Origin of the sequence: Thermogemmatispora aurantia (genome assembly GCF_008974285.1) — a bacterium.
GTDB classification, from domain to species: domain Bacteria; phylum Chloroflexota; class Ktedonobacteria; order Ktedonobacterales; family Ktedonobacteraceae; genus Thermogemmatispora; species Thermogemmatispora aurantia.
In genome coordinates this window covers 379,571-394,170 of sequence record NZ_BKZV01000004.1, presented here as the reverse complement: position 1 = coordinate 394,170, position 14,600 = coordinate 379,571, and the positions used below count along the sequence as shown (strand labels likewise).

General features: G+C 62.9%; 14 protein-coding genes and 2 pseudogenes. 8 read left to right on the top strand and 8 right to left on the bottom strand.

All coding sequences use genetic code 11. The features are described 5' to 3' along the window. Positions 1–344: 344 nt before the first annotated feature. The 8 genes and pseudogenes from KTAU_RS14165 to ispD all read right to left on the bottom strand — a co-directional run bounded on the left by KTAU_RS14165 (position 345) and on the right by ispD (position 6,158). Positions 345–1,661 carry an NAD(P)H-dependent oxidoreductase gene (locus KTAU_RS14165; RefSeq protein WP_069804658.1) on the bottom strand — a complete coding sequence of 439 codons (1,317 nt, stop codon included), beginning with the start codon at positions 1,659–1,661 and terminating at the stop codon, positions 345–347. Further along, positions 1,658–2,176, bottom strand: a complete 519-nt coding sequence (locus tag KTAU_RS14160) for a PTS glucitol/sorbitol transporter subunit IIA (protein WP_151728990.1) — start codon at positions 2,174–2,176, stop codon at positions 1,658–1,660. The genes KTAU_RS14165 and KTAU_RS14160 overlap by 4 nt, the downstream gene beginning before the upstream one ends. Positions 2,177–2,352: 176 nt before the next feature. Continuing rightward, positions 2,353–2,721, bottom strand: a pseudogene (locus KTAU_RS14155) (PTS glucitol/sorbitol transporter subunit IIB); the annotation flags it as partial. Positions 2,722–2,916: 195 nt separating this feature from the next. After that, positions 2,917–3,441 (bottom strand): annotated as a pseudogene (locus KTAU_RS14150) (PTS glucitol/sorbitol transporter subunit IIB); the annotation flags it as partial. Positions 3,442–3,464: 23 nt separating this feature from the next. Next, positions 3,465–4,085 carry a PTS glucitol/sorbitol transporter subunit IIC gene (gene srlA / locus KTAU_RS14145; RefSeq protein WP_084658874.1) on the bottom strand — a complete coding sequence of 207 codons (621 nt, stop codon included), beginning with the start codon at positions 4,083–4,085 and terminating at the stop codon, positions 3,465–3,467. A gap of 167 nt (positions 4,086–4,252) precedes the next feature. Beyond that, positions 4,253–4,708, bottom strand: coding sequence for a transcriptional regulator GutM (locus tag KTAU_RS14140; protein ID WP_151728987.1), 456 nt, complete (start codon positions 4,706–4,708; stop codon positions 4,253–4,255). Positions 4,709–4,778: 70 nt separating this feature from the next. Further along, positions 4,779–5,084, bottom strand: coding sequence for a hypothetical protein (locus tag KTAU_RS14135; RefSeq protein WP_052890237.1), 306 nt, complete (start codon positions 5,082–5,084; stop codon positions 4,779–4,781). 303 nt (positions 5,085–5,387) lie between these two features. Further along, positions 5,388–6,158: a 2-C-methyl-D-erythritol 4-phosphate cytidylyltransferase gene (gene ispD / locus KTAU_RS14130; protein ID WP_151728986.1), complete on the bottom strand. Its 771-nt coding sequence runs from the start codon at positions 6,156–6,158 to the stop codon at positions 5,388–5,390. Positions 6,159–6,663: 505 nt separating this feature from the next. Between ispD and KTAU_RS14125 the strand changes: the two genes are divergently transcribed. The 8 genes from KTAU_RS14125 to KTAU_RS14090 all read left to right on the top strand — a co-directional run bounded on the left by KTAU_RS14125 (position 6,664) and on the right by KTAU_RS14090 (position 14,490). Next, positions 6,664–6,966 (top strand): PTS sugar transporter subunit IIB, encoded by a 303-nt coding sequence (locus KTAU_RS14125; RefSeq protein WP_151728985.1) that lies wholly within the window; start codon positions 6,664–6,666, stop codon positions 6,964–6,966. A gap of 169 nt (positions 6,967–7,135) precedes the next feature. After that, entirely contained in the window at positions 7,136–8,656 is a 1,521-nt protein-coding gene (locus KTAU_RS14120; protein WP_228026468.1) for a PTS galactitol transporter subunit IIC, read from the top strand. Between the two features lie 225 nt (positions 8,657–8,881). Then, positions 8,882–9,349 (top strand): hypothetical protein, encoded by a 468-nt coding sequence (locus tag KTAU_RS14115; RefSeq protein ID WP_151728984.1) that lies wholly within the window; start codon positions 8,882–8,884, stop codon positions 9,347–9,349. Between the two features lie 98 nt (positions 9,350–9,447). Beyond that, positions 9,448–9,951, top strand: a complete 504-nt coding sequence (locus KTAU_RS14110) for a PTS sugar transporter subunit IIA (RefSeq protein WP_151728983.1) — start codon at positions 9,448–9,450, stop codon at positions 9,949–9,951. A gap of 298 nt (positions 9,952–10,249) precedes the next feature. Next, the gene (locus KTAU_RS14105) at positions 10,250–11,224 is read left to right on the top strand and encodes a thiamine pyrophosphate-dependent dehydrogenase E1 component subunit alpha (protein ID WP_151728982.1); all 975 of its coding nucleotides are present in this window, start codon (positions 10,250–10,252) and stop codon (positions 11,222–11,224) included. Between the two features lie 80 nt (positions 11,225–11,304). Continuing rightward, on the top strand, positions 11,305–12,285 hold the full coding sequence (locus tag KTAU_RS14100) for an alpha-ketoacid dehydrogenase subunit beta (protein ID WP_069804670.1): 981 nt from the start codon (positions 11,305–11,307) through the stop codon (positions 12,283–12,285). 66 nt (positions 12,286–12,351) lie between these two features. Next, positions 12,352–13,911, top strand: a complete 1,560-nt coding sequence (locus KTAU_RS14095; protein WP_151728981.1) for a dihydrolipoamide acetyltransferase family protein — start codon at positions 12,352–12,354, stop codon at positions 13,909–13,911. Positions 13,912–14,205: 294 nt separating this feature from the next. Next, positions 14,206–14,490, top strand: a complete 285-nt coding sequence (locus KTAU_RS14090) for an HPr family phosphocarrier protein (RefSeq protein WP_052890245.1) — start codon at positions 14,206–14,208, stop codon at positions 14,488–14,490. Positions 14,491–14,600: the final 110 nt, after the last annotated feature.

The window sequence follows — 14,600 nt, the reverse complement described above, 5'->3', positions numbered from 1 at the left end:
CAAGCCGCAAGGGGCGAGTTTCGAGAGAGCATCAACATACTTTCAATGATAAAAGCAGCAAAAGATGCATGCTTCCAGGGAAATGCGGTCAGAATCTGACCGCATTTCCGGGGAGAGCCCGGAGAGTTTCGAATCAGCCCCTCAAAAGGGCCTTTTCACGCCCACCCTCGACCCTCTCCCAGTCAGTTCAGCCAGTCAGTCACAATGAAGGCGGGAGCAGCAGAGAGCCAGGCTATCCGCTCTCATCTGCCCCCGCCCAGTCAGTCCAGCCATCAACGGCAAACAGCATCAGAGGTGCATCCACCGTAATCCCCCTTGCCTTGACACCGGGCCTATCCTCTCAGCTACAGCGGTGGCTCCCCATCGTAAATCAGTGCATCCTGCATACGCCGTGCCTGCACTATAAAGGAATGGGCATCCAGCTCCACATCATCGTAGGTCAGCGTCTGACCGCGAGCCACTGGACGGCGCACCCGCGCCCGCGCCGTCAACCCCAACGGCAGCATTCGCTGCGCCCGCGCCACCTCGACCCGCTCAATATTGCCATAGAGAGACGTTCCCCCCAACCCCTCCAACACCTCCCCCTCCTGCAAATCGCGCTTCGCCACCGCCGTCGTCTCCGCCACCGGTGGCCCCGCTGGCGCCAGCGTCGCCTGCTGATACAGAACCGCCTGGGCAATCGAACGCGGCGTCTCCAGATTGGCCAGATGATACGGACGATAGAGCGCCCAGTATGGTCCCTCGCCCAGGCGCAAATAGCGCAAATCCTCAATCACCTTCGGCTGCTGAGTCGTAATCACCAGAAAGACCCCCGGCGCCACGCTTCCCAGCGCATAATCAACCACACCCCGTCGTCCCAGAATGCCCCCATCCTCACGCGGACAAAAAATCTGCGCCAGCGTCTCTGGCGTCGCCTGCGGCCCATGCATTCCACTGACATCCGGCACCAACCCCGTCGCATTGGCCACTGCCGTCATCTCCACCATCGTCTTCGTCCCATCGACAAACGATGTCAGCATATGGGGACTCATATGCCGGCTCCGCGCCTGCTCGGCCAACTGCTCCGGCGTCGCACCGCGGTCCAGCGGGTTATTTTTCCCCTTGCCAGCCGCCACAATCTCAAAGCCGAGCGAGCGAGCAAAATCATACAACTCCAAAATCGCCCCCGGCTCATCGCCTGCCGAGGTCGTATAAACCACGCCTGCCGCATCGGCCATACGCTTCAGCAAATAGCCGATTGTAGCATCGGTCTCCACATTGAGCATGATGATATGACGACGCGCCAGAATCGTCCGATAGGCGACGAGCGCCCCCACAGCAGGCACGCCCGTAGCCTCCACCACAGCATCCAGCGAAGCGATATCAGGGACCAAGGTCGCCCGCGCCGTCACCACCCGCTTGCCAGCTCGCACCGCCGCATCGGCCTCGTGGCTGCTGGCCCCAGGCGGCAAGAGCAGCACCTCCTCCTCACTATAGCCACAGGCGCGGAAGGCCGCCACAGCTCGCTCCGTCTCAATATCGGCAGCCGCCACTACCTCCATGCCCTGCATCTGACTCACCTGAGCAATCAGACCCGCCCCCATCTGACCAACCCCCACCAGCCCCACACGGATCGGACGCCCCTCGCGCTGACGCGCCTCAAGTTCCGCAACCAGATTCATAGCTCGTGGCAATCCTCCAGTCTGAGCAATTCCAGAATGGTTCCCACCGGGGGCAGATGGAGCAGAGCCGGCTCCACCGAGATCGTCCCGGGCAGCGCCGCCTCCGCCGCGCCATCGAAATGCACCACCAGATGACCCAGCTCGGCCAGATTGGCACTGGCCACCTCGCCGACCGCCGTCACCCGATACGTGAACACCCGACCTACCTCGCCGCCATCGTCAGACGGCTCCCGGAAGCAAAGCCAGTCGCCCACCTCGATCGCCCCCTGCAACGTCGCCCCCGAATGGACAAGCGAGACCTCGCGCAGCTCCGCCGGCGCCTGCGGACCAAAGAAAATCAAAATGCCATGCGGCAGGAACTCCGGCACCTGCGGCCCAATCTCCCCAATCATCGCCCGATACTTGAGCAAAACCCGCCTCCCCACACCCAGCTCCATCCCCTCCCCAGCGGTCCCCGCCCCCTCGGCGCCCGCCATTCCCGCCCCAGGAAAGTGATTGAAACGCAGCATCGACATGGCCGTCTCTCCTCCTCCCTCCTTGAGCAAGCGATCACAACAGCCGCCCGCCCTCTAGACAACTCAGCGCCAGCCTTGCCCCGCCCCTGCGCTGACTCCACCCTCGCCAGCAGCCCAAAGAGCACCAGCCAGCGCCAACGAGAGCGAGGCCCGACCAGCCCCCGTCATCAGGACTCCTCAAGCAGCGTCACATCCTCGGGGCGCACCCCCGACACAAAGAGCTGCTCCGTGATGAACTTCATCAGCGGCCCCGAGGGCGAACTCGGCTTCACATCGATAGTCAGAATCTTCTTCATCGGATAGACCCCGATGCGCGCCGTCCCGCCGCAGTCAATCACCACACAGGCAATCTGCTTCTCAGGGGCCGACGAACGAAAGCCATCGAAAGCTCGCCCGCCACTCAGCTCCGCAATGCGCTGCGCCACCGGATGAATGCCCCCACCGGTCACGCAATAGATCAGATCCTTTCCTGGCTCGGGCTTGACAACCAGCGGCCCGCCCCAGCCACCGCGTCCTCGCGAAATCTTGACAGCACGATAAGGCATCGTCGCACACTCCTTTCTCTTCGCACCTCACTCAGTAGCTCAAGGCTCGGCTCAGGCCAGATCTCAGGTCAATCAACCAGCGCCAGTAGCAGGCAGGACAGGTCAGCCAGTCCCCGAGTGCCGTGGCCGTCACCCCGCCTGGCCCGAGCCGCAGCACACCCCGCCGCGCGTCCGCTCTCTTTTGCTCAGCCAGCCTCAGTGGCCGGCATACATCCCAAAGCTCGCCAGATAGGCAATGACCACCGCCAGCGGCCCCGTGATCAGGCGCGACATCAAAACCGCTGGCACCCCGATCTCGGTCGTCTCCGGCTCGGCCTCACCAAGCGCCAACCCGACCGGGATAAAGTCACAACCGACCTGCGGATTAATGGCAAAGAGAGCCGGCAGCGCATACTGCGGCGGAATATGGCCCAGACCGATCTCCACGCCCAGCAGCGTCCCCACCACCTGAGCGATCACCGCCCCGGGACCCAGCAACGGCGACAGAATCGGAATGGCACAGATCACCGACATCAGCAGCAGTCCGAAAATATTTGAGGCCAGCGGCGACAGGGTATGAGCAATAATGTTGCCGATCCCCGTGTAGAGAATGATGCCGATGACCATGCTGATGAAGGCCATAAAGGGCAGAATATTGCGGATCACCTGGTCAATGGTGTCGCGGCCAGCCTGATACAGAATGCCGACCACATTGCCAACGGCCCGCCCAATGGCCTCCAGACCACGCGCCACAACTTGCATGACTACGCCTCCTCTCCGCTAGCGAAGGCCGCCCCGCCCGCTTCCACAGCAGGGGCCGCCTCGGCTGCCGACGTTGACTCCTCACCCTGGCTCTGGCCCTCGGGCACCGAGCGCCGCGCCCACATGATGGCCGTGATGCGCTCCGTCACCAGCCCGCGAATAAAGATCACTAACAGGCCCACCAGGAAATAGCGAATCGCCAGATCTCCCAGTCCCAGCCCGAGCTTCGTGATGCCCGCCGCAATACCGGCCCAGACAAAGATCTCGCCTGGGTTGGCATGGGGAAAGAGACCAAGAATGGGATGGACAAAGGATACCGCCGCATCATAGAAGGCCGGCTTCTGCTTCTCCGGCAGAAAGCGCCCCATCGTGTAGGCCATCGGGTTAGTCAGGAAGAAGACGGCCAGGAAGGGCAGAACCAGATAGCGCAACAAGACGTTGCGACTACTGATCATGGCCACTTTGTCGATGCGCTCAGGACCAATGAGGCGCACCAGAGCATTGACGGCAGTCATCAGCACGATCAGCAGGGGAATGATGCCCGTGACCAGACCGACGAAGGTCGTGCCCCCCTTCTGGAACATGCCGATGAACCCCTCGGCAATACGGGCTGCGATCTCCACAAGATCACCTCCAGACAAAAGGACAATGTGACAATCTTCTGTCCTCTCAGGCCACCACACAGGACAGCAGGCCGCAGCCAGAGCCAGGTAGCACCCGGCGAGGACCGCTCAGCTTTCCCACCGAGCGAGGAAGTCGGCAATTGAGCGAGTGAGCGACAACCCTCCCCTCAGACCAACGGCTGCAGCGACCGGCGCGGCGCGACTACACCCCCGTCAGCCTCTGCAGCGGCCCCCGCCTTTCGGCGCTCGAGCGCCTCCAGGAGCGTATTGGTAGCGCTCCCGACCGCCTCGGCCAGACGTGGAGCCAGGCCAGCCGCGCTGAGCCGCTCGGGCGAGAGCAATTCGTCCAGAGGCCACCCCTCAACCTGGGGCAGGGGACGGAGCCGTGCAAAGACCGTGAAGCCTCGAAGCTGCCGGGCCGCCAGAATAGTGCGCTGCTGGGGATGGGCCACAAGTACTACATAGGTGCGTCCACGGTAGCGCCCCCCAGCCATGGCTGTGGCACACGGCCCCAGCCGGCGCAGACGGCTCACCTCGCGATAGAAGCGCCGCGCCTGCCAGTAGGCCAGGGCAAGCTGCAAGCACCAGGCCACCAGGGCAACGAGGGCAACTTGCTCGATCATACGAACCTCCTGATGTCATACTCTAACGCGGCAGGCACAGGGCCAGATAGAGCCGCGATCAGCTCAGCTCCTACAGACAGACCTCGGCCAGCTCGCGGGAAAGCTCGATCGGTTTGTTGACCACGCGCCGGGGCAAGCTGGAGACGAAGAGCAGTGGATCGGCCTGCGCCTCATGCTTTAGGCGACGCGCGAGGGCGGTAGCCCGCCAGGGGAGATCACGACAATATTGACGAAGTAAGACAGCCGCTGGCTTTTCAACGGCGTGGGCGCAACGATGGCAGACGATCCGCTTGATATAGAGCGAGGCATAAAAGACCGTGTGCACCGTCGGACGACCGCAGTAGAGGCAGTCCAGTTCAGTCTGGCAGGCTATCATAGCGAGCGACGCCCCCTCTTTCCTCGACGATCGATCAGCGATGGAGAGGAACAGGACAGCTCGGCTGGAGCTGGAGCGCTCACTCAAGGCACTCTCGCCAGCTCAGCCCAACCCCACCCAGCTCACCCGGCCAGGGCCTGCCCTCCATCACGCATTGCCAGCAAGGCGAAGTTCAGCGACGTAAACAGACAGATGGACGACTCAACGCTCAAGAAACAAGAAATAGGCAATAGACCAGAACCTGAAGCCCCTTCCGCAGGGCGCCCCCCTCCTTCCCTGGCAGCAACGCCAGACTTGACCCACCTAGAGGCCATAGTGGCGACAGAGCCGCTCGGCCTGCAACAGGTCGTAAGCGGTGGTGATCTTCAGATTGCTCTGATCGCTTTCGACCACCGCCACCGGATAGCCGAGACGCTCCAGAGAGGCCGCCGTGTCGGTCCCCTCAAACTGGTCCTGACGCGCCCGATCGTAGGCCGCCAGCAACCAGGCCGCACGAAAAGCCTGGGGCGTCTGGGCCCGCCAGGCCCGCTGACCGGCGAAGCGGCGACAGATAGCCTGCTGCTCGTCAACCTCGACGATCAGCTCCTCCTCCTGCAGCGGCATGGCCAGAATGGCCCCACCACAGGCACGCGCCGTCTCGACCAGCTGCTGGATGCGCTCGGGGAGCACAAAGGGACGAGCCCCATCATGGATCAGAATCAGGTCGATCTCGCCGCTTTCGATGCGCGGGCGCAGGGCCTCCAGCGCACATTGCTCGGAGGCGTGCCGCGTCGGACCGCCCTGGACGATGCGCCTGACTTTCTGACAGTGGGCCGCTTGCGTCAGCTTGGCAAGCTGCTCCTCCTCGCCAGCGGCAGCAACGAGCAAGACTTCGTCAATCACAGGACAGCGCTCAAAGGCTTCTAGCGTGTAGATAATCACCGGCTTGCCGTGAATCGGCAGGAAAATCTTGTTGATCGGCAGCCCCATGCGTCTGCCCTGACCTGCCGCCAGGACAATGGCCACAACGTGCCTCGCTGCACTCCGCTGGTCGAACACCGTTTCACCTTTGTGCACATTCGATATTTTGTGCATAGTATACCTTGCCCTCTGGCGAATGTCAAGCGGGCGGCATAGAGAAAAACCGCCCAGTCGCCTCCCCACGCGACCTTCCACTGTGGCCAGCGTCCAGCCCTCTAGCGCGCACAAGCGACATTTCCCTGCCCGGGCGAGCGGCAGTGAACAATTGTCCACTTATGCACAAGGGTTGACAACGGTCGTCACCATCAGGTACCATAGAAACAACCGGAATGGAGCAGTTTATAGTAAGGGCACAACTTTACAAATCGAGCGATCGACCATTTTAAAATCTTCAGGTGTGCCCTTTGAAAGGAGGGAGAGCAAGAAGAGCAGAGGAGAGCAACATATGGCCCCCTGCGGCGTCGCGGGACAAGGCCAGCAGAAGCATCAGCCTTCCTTCCTGATATTTTCTCTTCAAGGAAGAGCCGTCGCCCCTCTCGTGTCTCCAGCTGGGCAGCGGAGAAACGAGTCGGGAGCACTTCACAGAGCTGTGACCAGTTGCCAGGAGGTTTTTCCGCCCATGTCCGATCTACGCATCCTCGTCAGTTGCGGTACCGGGATCGCCACCTCGACCCTGGCCGCCGACAAACTCAAGCGCCTGCTCAAGAGTCGCGGCCTCAGCGTTACAACCGCCTCGTGTAAAGCCGCCGAAGTCGCTGGCAAAGTCTCCACCTTCCGACCACACGCTATCGTCTCGACCACCCAGGTCGCTGTGAAGGTCCCTATCAAGGTCTTTAATGGCCTGCCGCTCATCAGCGGCGTGGGCGCCGACCAGCTCGCCGACGAGATTGCCGCCTATCTCAAGACCCTCAGCGCCAGCTGAGCTGAGGTGCTCCAACAAGGAAGGCCCCTGGCAAGTGCGTAGAGGATAGGCAGGCAAAACGGCAGACAATCACCGCAAGGTTTGCGAACGGGCGTACATCGCGAGCAAGAGCGAAGATGTACGCCAAGAGTCGGCTTTTTATCCTCACTACGGGTAGGAGGAACCAGCCATGTCCGCTGTTATGGCCGTTATCAACTATATCTTGAATCTTGGCCCCAGCGTCATGATGCCCATCATCATCTTCATTCTGTGCATGATCTTCCGCATGCCTCTTGGGCGCTCGCTGCGGGCCGCCATCACCATCGGCGTTGGCTTCATCGCCATCAACCTCGTCATCGGCCTACTGGTCAATACGCTGGGGCCGGCGGCGCAGGCGATGGTCAACAACCTCGGCATCCATCTCGACGTCATCGATGTTGGCTGGCCGGTGGCCGCCGCCATCTCCTTCGGCACCGTCTCCGTTGTTCCCTGGGTCTTCATTCTGGGTATCCTGCTCAACCTGCTGTTGATTGTCGTGCGCTTCGTCAAGACGCTCGACATCGACATGTGGAACTACTGGCACTTTATCTTTACCGCGGCCTTCGTCTACGTCATCACCGGGAATTTCTTTATCGCCCTGGCGCTGGCTCTGCTCACTGAGCTGTTCATCCTCAAGCTGGCCGATCTTTCAGCGCCCATCGTTCAGGACTACTACGGCCTGCCGGGCATCTCGCTGCCGCACAGCAGTACCGTCGACTGGTCGCCGGTCGGCTGGGTCTTGAACAAGCTGCTGGACCGCATTCCCGGCCTCAATAAGCTGCACGCCGATACCGGCACCATTCAGGAGCGCTTCGGCATCGTCGGCGAGCCGATGATCATCGGGCTGGTCCTGGGCCTGCTCATTGGCCTCCTGGCCTATTTCCCGGGCCTGAGCAGCGACTTCGGTGGGTCCTTCGCCAAGATCCTGACGACTGGCATTACGCTGGGCGCCGTGATGCTGGTCCTGCCGCGCATGGTGGCTATCCTGATGGAGGGTCTGGTTCCGCTCTCGGAGGGCGCACAGACGTTCATCAGCCAGCGCTTCCCGGGCCGGGAACTCTACATCGGCCTGGATGCCGCCATTGTGATCGGCTTCGCCAATAACATGACGGTGGCCCTGCTGATGGTGCCGATTACGCTCATCCTGGCGATCGTCCTCAGCTTCCTCGGTTTGAACCATGTGCTGCCCTTTACCGATCTGGCGGTCCTGCCCTTCCTGGTGATCTGGGCCACCACCTGGTCACGCGGCAATGTGATCCGTGGGGTGATCATCGCCACGATTTTTATGGCCGGCATTCTGTCGGTGGGTACTTTCCTGGCACCGATGACGGTGGTATTGGCTAAGGGCGCTCACTTCGCTATCCCCAAGGGAGCGATCTCGATCTCTAGCCTCGACTCCGGCGCTCACTTGATTTCCTTTGCACTGGTCTTCTTCTTCTCGCTGCAGCAGGTTGGCTCCTACGGACCGGTCTTCTTGATCTGGTCGGCACTGTGGGTGGCCTTCACGGTGGCCTGCTATATCGCCTACTTCCTCTATTGCCGCTCGCATGTGCCGGGCATCGACGATAAGGCCCTCTACGTGCGCGAGGAGGTAGAGACACCGGAGAACGAAACCGGGGTCGGGATCGAGGCCGAGGGCGCCGGCGGCCAGGCGATCGCTGGCCAGGGCTAAAGGCAGCTCTGGACCGTCTGTCTGTCTGCCTGCCTGTCTGCCTGTCTGTCTGCCTGCCGGCCAGGCTCACTACACGGTCAGCGGGCGGATCGCTCTGGCCCGCCGCGGTGCGGCTGGAACCAGGGCGATCGAGCGCCCGGCTGGCTGTGGGCCGAGGAAGGGCCTGCCTGGCCTGGCCAGGCTAATGGGACGGAGAGCAAGCAGAAGAAAGGGAGCCAACCAACGATGATCGGCGTTCTGGTCGACTATTTGATGGGGCCTTTGGGGCGCGCCCTGGAAAACGCTTATCTGACCCATTCCTTGCCCATTGGTTTGCTCTTGCTGGCCTGGATGGGCGTGGTCTGCTGGGGCCTGCGGGGGGTGATCCGTCTGCGCCAGCAGCTGCGACGTTGGGTGCAGGAGCTGCTACCGGCCTACGATCCCGCTCAGCCGGAGACGCCACAGCAGCTTCTGCAGGCTCTGGAGCCGCGTTGGCAGGAAGCGGCGGCCCGCGTGCGCTATATGCCAACGCGCCACGGCCTCTGGATACGGCGGGCCACTCCCGAGGCCCTGCGCGCAGAGGCGGGCTTTACTGCAGAGGGCCTGGCCCGTTTACTGGCTCGCCTGGCCCCTCAGTCGGCAGCGCCGCGTCAGCTACACCAGCCAGTGCGGCACCTTCATCCCGCCAGCGCCACGAATCGGACACGGCGTTGAGAGCCTGGCCCGTGGGCCACTCGCCCGACTCATCAGGAGACAGCATCAGATAAGAAAGGAAGCGATCGACTACGCGAGGAGAGAGTATTGTTCGGGAAATGGAACCGATCGAGCTAGAGTTGACCCTCAACGGGGTCACGATGCCAGTGCTGGTCTTGTGGGGCCTGACGGTCAGGAGCAAGGAGGAGTTGTTTGCCCGCGTGCATGAGGAGCTGCTGCGGCGCGGCCAGGTGCGCCCGAGCTATCTGGAGGGGGTCCAGGAGCGCGAACGGCAGTATCCAACAGGATTGGACTTCGGCGATTTCGCCGTGGCCCTACCCCACGTCGACTTCGAGCACGTCTTGCGCCCAGCGCTGGTCGTGGCTCTGCTCAGCGAGGCCCTGCCTTTTCAGGCAATGGATGATCCCACACGGCAGCATCTCTGCCGGCTGGCTATTTTCCCCGTGCTGACTTCGGGTGATACACAGCTGGCTTTCCTCCAGGCCGTGACCTGCGCGCTGCAGCAACCCGGTTTCTACACACGCCTTATCTCCCTGCAGACGCCCCAGGAGATCAGTGCCTGCCTGCAAAGCATGCTGCAGATCGCCGTGAACGAGGGGTAGCAAGAGGCCAGTCCTGCTGGCGACAGGTCAGCCAGCACTCCTGTCCCAGCAGGACCCCGGCTGCCCGGCTATGCCTCCCTTCATTCAGGGCTTCTCTCCAGCACCCCCTGAGCAGGAAAACTGGCTTCATAGTAAAAGCTCTCCAAGAGCCTCTTGATCATGCTCTCTCTAGAGAAACCCGGCTTGGAGAGCCGAAAGTGGCCTCCCGCCCCGCCTATTGACAGGCTCTCCCTCTCATGGTACATTGAATATGTGTGCATCATTGAATATTTGTGCAACACAGCAGGAGACGCCAGCTATGTCTGAAGCGGTTCCCGCCCTCTCCCCCGAGCAGATGCGCAGCCTGCTGCAGACCATGTACCGCATTCGCGCCTTCGAAGAGAAGGTGGACGAACTCTTCATGCGCGGCGAGGTCCACGGCACGACCCATCTTTCCATCGGAGAAGAGGCCACCGCCGCTGGGGCTTTACAGGCCCTGCGGCCCGATGACTATATCACCAGCACCCACCGTGGTCACGGTCATTGCATCAGCAAAGGGGCAGACCTCAAGTTGATGATGGCCGAGCTGCTTGGCAAGGAGACCGGTTACTGCCGCGGACGCGGCGGTTCGATGCACATCGCCGACGTGGCCTCCGGTAACCTTGGAGCCAACGGCGTGGTCGGCGGCGGCATTCCCATTGCCACCGGTGTCGGCCTCAGCATCAAGATGCAGGGTCTTGATCGTGTCTGTCTCTGCTTCTTTGGCGATGGCGCCGCCAACGAAGGCACCTTCCACGAGTCACTTAACCTGGCCTCCATCTGGGACCTGCCCGTCATTTTCCTCTGTGAGAATAACCAGTACGGCATGTCGATGGCCGTACGGAAGGCCATGCGCTGCGAGACCATTGCTCAGCGCGCTGTGGCCTACGGTATCCCCGGTGAGCGCGTCGATGGCAACGATGTCTTTGCCGTCTACGAAGCCGTCTCACGCGCCGCTGCTCGCGCCCGCTCCGGCCAGGGTCCCACTCTGATCGAGGCCGTCACCTATCGTTACAAAGGTCACTCCAAGAGCGACCAGAACCGCTACCGCACACGCGATGAGATCCGCGCCTGGCAGGAGCGCGATCCCATCAAGCGGCTGACCGCCTATCTGCGCGAGCACAGCCTGATGACTCAAGAGGAGATCGAGCGCGAGGAAGCTGCGGCCTACCAGGCTATCGAGGAAGCCTATCAGTTCGCCCTGGCCAGCCCCGAACCCGATCCCGACTCTCTGCTGGAAGGAGTGTACGCATGAGCGGTCCTTCTTCTCTCCCGACAACCGTCGCCGCCGGCACGCCTCAGCAGGCAGAAGCGGCTCAGAGCCAGGTTCAGGAGATGACCTACGCCGAGGCCATTCGCGAGGCCCTGCGCGAGGAGATGCGGCGTGATCCGCGCGTCTTCCTGATGGGCGAGGATATCGGTATCTATGGCGGGGCCTTCGGCGTGACCTATGGCCTCATCGATGAGTTTGGCGAGGAGCGCGTGCGCGATACACCGATCTCGGAGGCCGCTCTGGCCGGCTGTGCCATCGGCGCCGCCCTCACCGGTATGCGCCCGGTCGCCGAATTCCAGTTCAGCGATTTCATGGCCATCGGCATGGACCAGATCGTCAACCAGGGGGCCAAACTACGCTTTATGTTCGGCGGCAAGGCGCAGGTGCCGGTGGTCTTCCGCGCCCCGCTCGGCTCGGGCACCGGCGCGGCAGCTCAGCATTCGCAGAGCCTGGAGGCCTGGTTTGCCCACGTGCCCGGTCTGAAGGTGGTCCTCCCTTCGACGCCTGCCGACGTCAAGGGGCTGCTGCTCTCGGCCATCCGCGACCCCAATCCGGTGATCTTCCTCGAACACAAGCTGCTCTATCGCTACAAAGGGCCCGTGCCTCGTGGCGAATGGACGATCCCTATCGGGCAGGCCGAAGTTAAGCGTCCCGGCAAGGACCTGACAATTATCGCCCTCTCGATTATGGTGCCGCGCGCCCTGGCCGTGGCCGCACGCCTGGCCGAGGAGGGTATCGAGGCCGAGGTGGTCGATCCCCGCACGCTGCGTCCCCTCGATGAGGAGACCCTGATCGCTTCGGCGCGCAAGACCGGGCGGGTGCTGATCGTCCATGAGGCCGTGCTGACCGGCGGCTTCGGTGGTGAGATCGCGGCCCGCATTGCCTCTAGCGAGGCCTTCTACTATCTCGATGCACCGATCCTGCGCCTGGGCGGGGCCGAGACGCCCATTCCCTACAACCGAACTCTCGAACGACGGGCCACGCCCCAGGAAGAGGATATTTATCAGGCCGCCAGACGCCTGTTGCAGCGGAGGCCGCTGTGAGCTGGCTCAGCCGCCGGGCAGTCCCAGGTAATCCAGCTAAGCAGACAAGGCAGAGGTGACGGCGCGATGCAGACGCAGCATGAGCAACGTACGCTGACAATGCCCAAGCTGGGCATGACGATGACCGAAGGCACGGTGGTGCGCTGGCTTCTCAGCGAGGGGGCGCGCTTTGAGAAAGGGGAGCCATTGGTCGAGGTGATGACCGATAAGGTCGCTCTGGAGGTCGAGGCCCCCTGTACGGGTCAGCTCCTGAAGATTCTGGCCGGCGAGGAGGAGACACTGGAGGTGGGCGCCCCGCTGGCCCTCTTGCTGGCGGAGGGGCGCGATCCGGCTGCTGCTGCCGCTGCTGCTAGCTCGGCTGCCACTGCGGCTGTGGCCTCCGCCCATCGCCAGGAGCATCCTTCTCTCTCCTCTCCTGCCGCCGACGTTCCTTCCTCAACCGCAGTCTCAGCCCCGTCCAGCCCGGCAGAGGCACCCACGGAAGAAACGCGCATCGCCAGTACGCCCGCAGCCAAGCGCGAGGCGGCTTTGCACGCCGTCGATTTGCGCGCCGTGGTAGCGGCTGGCTTCGAGCCTCCGCTGACGCGCGCCGATATCCTGGCCTTCGTGGCCACCCAGCCGGCTCAGCAGGCAGGCCCAGAGGTGCGGGCCACGCCGCTGGCGCGCAAGATGGCTCGCGAGCATCAGGTAGACCTGGCGGCTCTGGCCGAGCAGAAGAGAGGCGAGAAGGTGACGCGCGCCGATGTCGAGACAGCCCTGGCGCTCCGCCAGCAGCAGGAGACGGTTCAAAGCACCCCGGTCGATGGCGCCACGGCCAGTGCGGCAGTGGCCCAGTCCCGGTCACAGGCTCCTGCAGCGCCCACGCCTGTGGCCACCTCAGCAGAGAGCGAGGAGGCCGAGGTCATCCCACTCTCGCCGACGCGGCGCCTCATCGGGCAGCGCATGCTGGCCAGCGTCACTACCATGCCCCATATTTATCTTGACCTGGAGATCGATATGAGCGAGGCGGAACGCTGTCGCCAGCGCCTGGCCGCCAGCCTCGCAGCCCAGGGCGAAGAGGTCCCCTCCCTGACGGCCATCATCATTCGCGCGGTGGCTGCTGCTCTGCGTGCCTCTCCCGAGGTCAATGCCACGCTCGACGATAGCCGCGGCCCAGGCAAGGAGGTTATTCGCCGCTGGCGCGCGGTTCACATTGGCGTGGCCGTCGATACCGGCCAATCTCTGCTGACACCCGTCCTCCGCTATGCCGATCGCCAGAGCCTGCCTGAACTGGCCCGCAATCTGCGCCGTCTCGTGGAGGGAGCACGGGCCGGCAAGCTCTCACCCGACGACCTCAGCGGAGCCACCTTCACCATCTCCAACCTGGGCATGTACGGCATTGATACCTTCCACGCTATCATTCCCCCGGGCCAGAGCGCCATCCTCGCCGTCGGCAAGGTGACGCGGCGCGGCGTGGTCGTCGAAGAGCGCAAGGATGGCCCAGCCGAGCCGACGGCCCATCTGGAGATCCGCCCCGTGATGAAGGTCTCGCTCTCCGCCGACCACCGCGTCCTCGATGGGGCTACAGGCAGCCGCTTCCTGCAGCGCTGCAAGCAGCTGCTGGAAAACCCCTATTTACTGCTCTAAGCGCAGCTGCGGCTCGGCTGGTCCAGGAGGCCCTGTCGAAGGCACGGCGGCGCTCTCGACGAGCGGACGGAATAGAGGCACTATCTGGCCACTCCCCCCGTTCAGCAACAGGAGTGGGCACCGGTGCCGGGCCTTCATCCGCCAGCAGGCAGGGTGAACGGTCCTCATCGGTGCCCACGGCTCTGATCGCGGGTTGCTCCGGCGCTGGCCCCAGAGAGGCGACAGAGAGCGGCAGAGATGGTACACTGTCCTCTGGAGCAGAGTGCTCTACCACCGACTGAAGGAGAGAGGTGCATGCAGCAAGCAAAAACCATTGTGCGCAATGAGGTTGGCCTGCACGCCCGCCCTGCAGCGCAATTCGTCAGGCTGGCCAATCAGTTCAAGAGCAAAATCACCATCAGCAGCAAAGGCAAGAGCGTCAACGCCAAGAGCCTGGTCCTGATTCTGACGCTGGCCGTGGGGAAGAACACCGAGGTGGAGATCACCGCCGAAGGCGAAGACGAGCAGCAGGCCGTTGCGGCCCTGGTCGACCTGATCGAGCGCGACTTTGCCGAGGAAGCTCTGCCTCCCTCTTCATAGGAGGTGACAGAGTGGTACTCTGAACGGAGGAGGGGACGGACGACAGACTGATCGAGCACGGCGCGGGCCTGGCGCCCACTCACTGTGTTCGACGGCGCGGCACCGTCCCC

Coding starts and splice junctions, on each gene's coding strand:
- KTAU_RS14165 (WP_069804658.1), bottom strand. CDS start 1,661: ATGAATCTGGTTGCGGAACTTGAGGCGCGTCAGCGCGAGGGGCGTCCG.
- KTAU_RS14160 (WP_151728990.1), bottom strand. CDS start 2,176: ATGTCGATGCTGCGTTTCAATCACTTTCCTGGGGCGGGAATGGCGGGC.
- KTAU_RS14140 (WP_151728987.1), bottom strand. CDS start 4,708: ATGATCGAGCAAGTTGCCCTCGTTGCCCTGGTGGCCTGGTGCTTGCAG.
- KTAU_RS14135 (WP_052890237.1), bottom strand. CDS start 5,084: ATGATAGCCTGCCAGACTGAACTGGACTGCCTCTACTGCGGTCGTCCG.
- ispD (WP_151728986.1), bottom strand. CDS start 6,158: ATGCACAAAATATCGAATGTGCACAAAGGTGAAACGGTGTTCGACCAG.
- KTAU_RS14125 (WP_151728985.1), top strand. CDS start 6,664: ATGTCCGATCTACGCATCCTCGTCAGTTGCGGTACCGGGATCGCCACC.
- KTAU_RS14120 (WP_228026468.1), top strand. CDS start 7,136: ATGTCCGCTGTTATGGCCGTTATCAACTATATCTTGAATCTTGGCCCC.
- KTAU_RS14115 (WP_151728984.1), top strand. CDS start 8,882: ATGATCGGCGTTCTGGTCGACTATTTGATGGGGCCTTTGGGGCGCGCC.
- KTAU_RS14110 (WP_151728983.1), top strand. CDS start 9,448: ATGGAACCGATCGAGCTAGAGTTGACCCTCAACGGGGTCACGATGCCA.
- KTAU_RS14105 (WP_151728982.1), top strand. CDS start 10,250: ATGTCTGAAGCGGTTCCCGCCCTCTCCCCCGAGCAGATGCGCAGCCTG.
- KTAU_RS14100 (WP_069804670.1), top strand. CDS start 11,305: ATGACCTACGCCGAGGCCATTCGCGAGGCCCTGCGCGAGGAGATGCGG.
- KTAU_RS14095 (WP_151728981.1), top strand. CDS start 12,352: ATGCAGACGCAGCATGAGCAACGTACGCTGACAATGCCCAAGCTGGGC.
- KTAU_RS14090 (WP_052890245.1), top strand. CDS start 14,206: ATGCAGCAAGCAAAAACCATTGTGCGCAATGAGGTTGGCCTGCACGCC.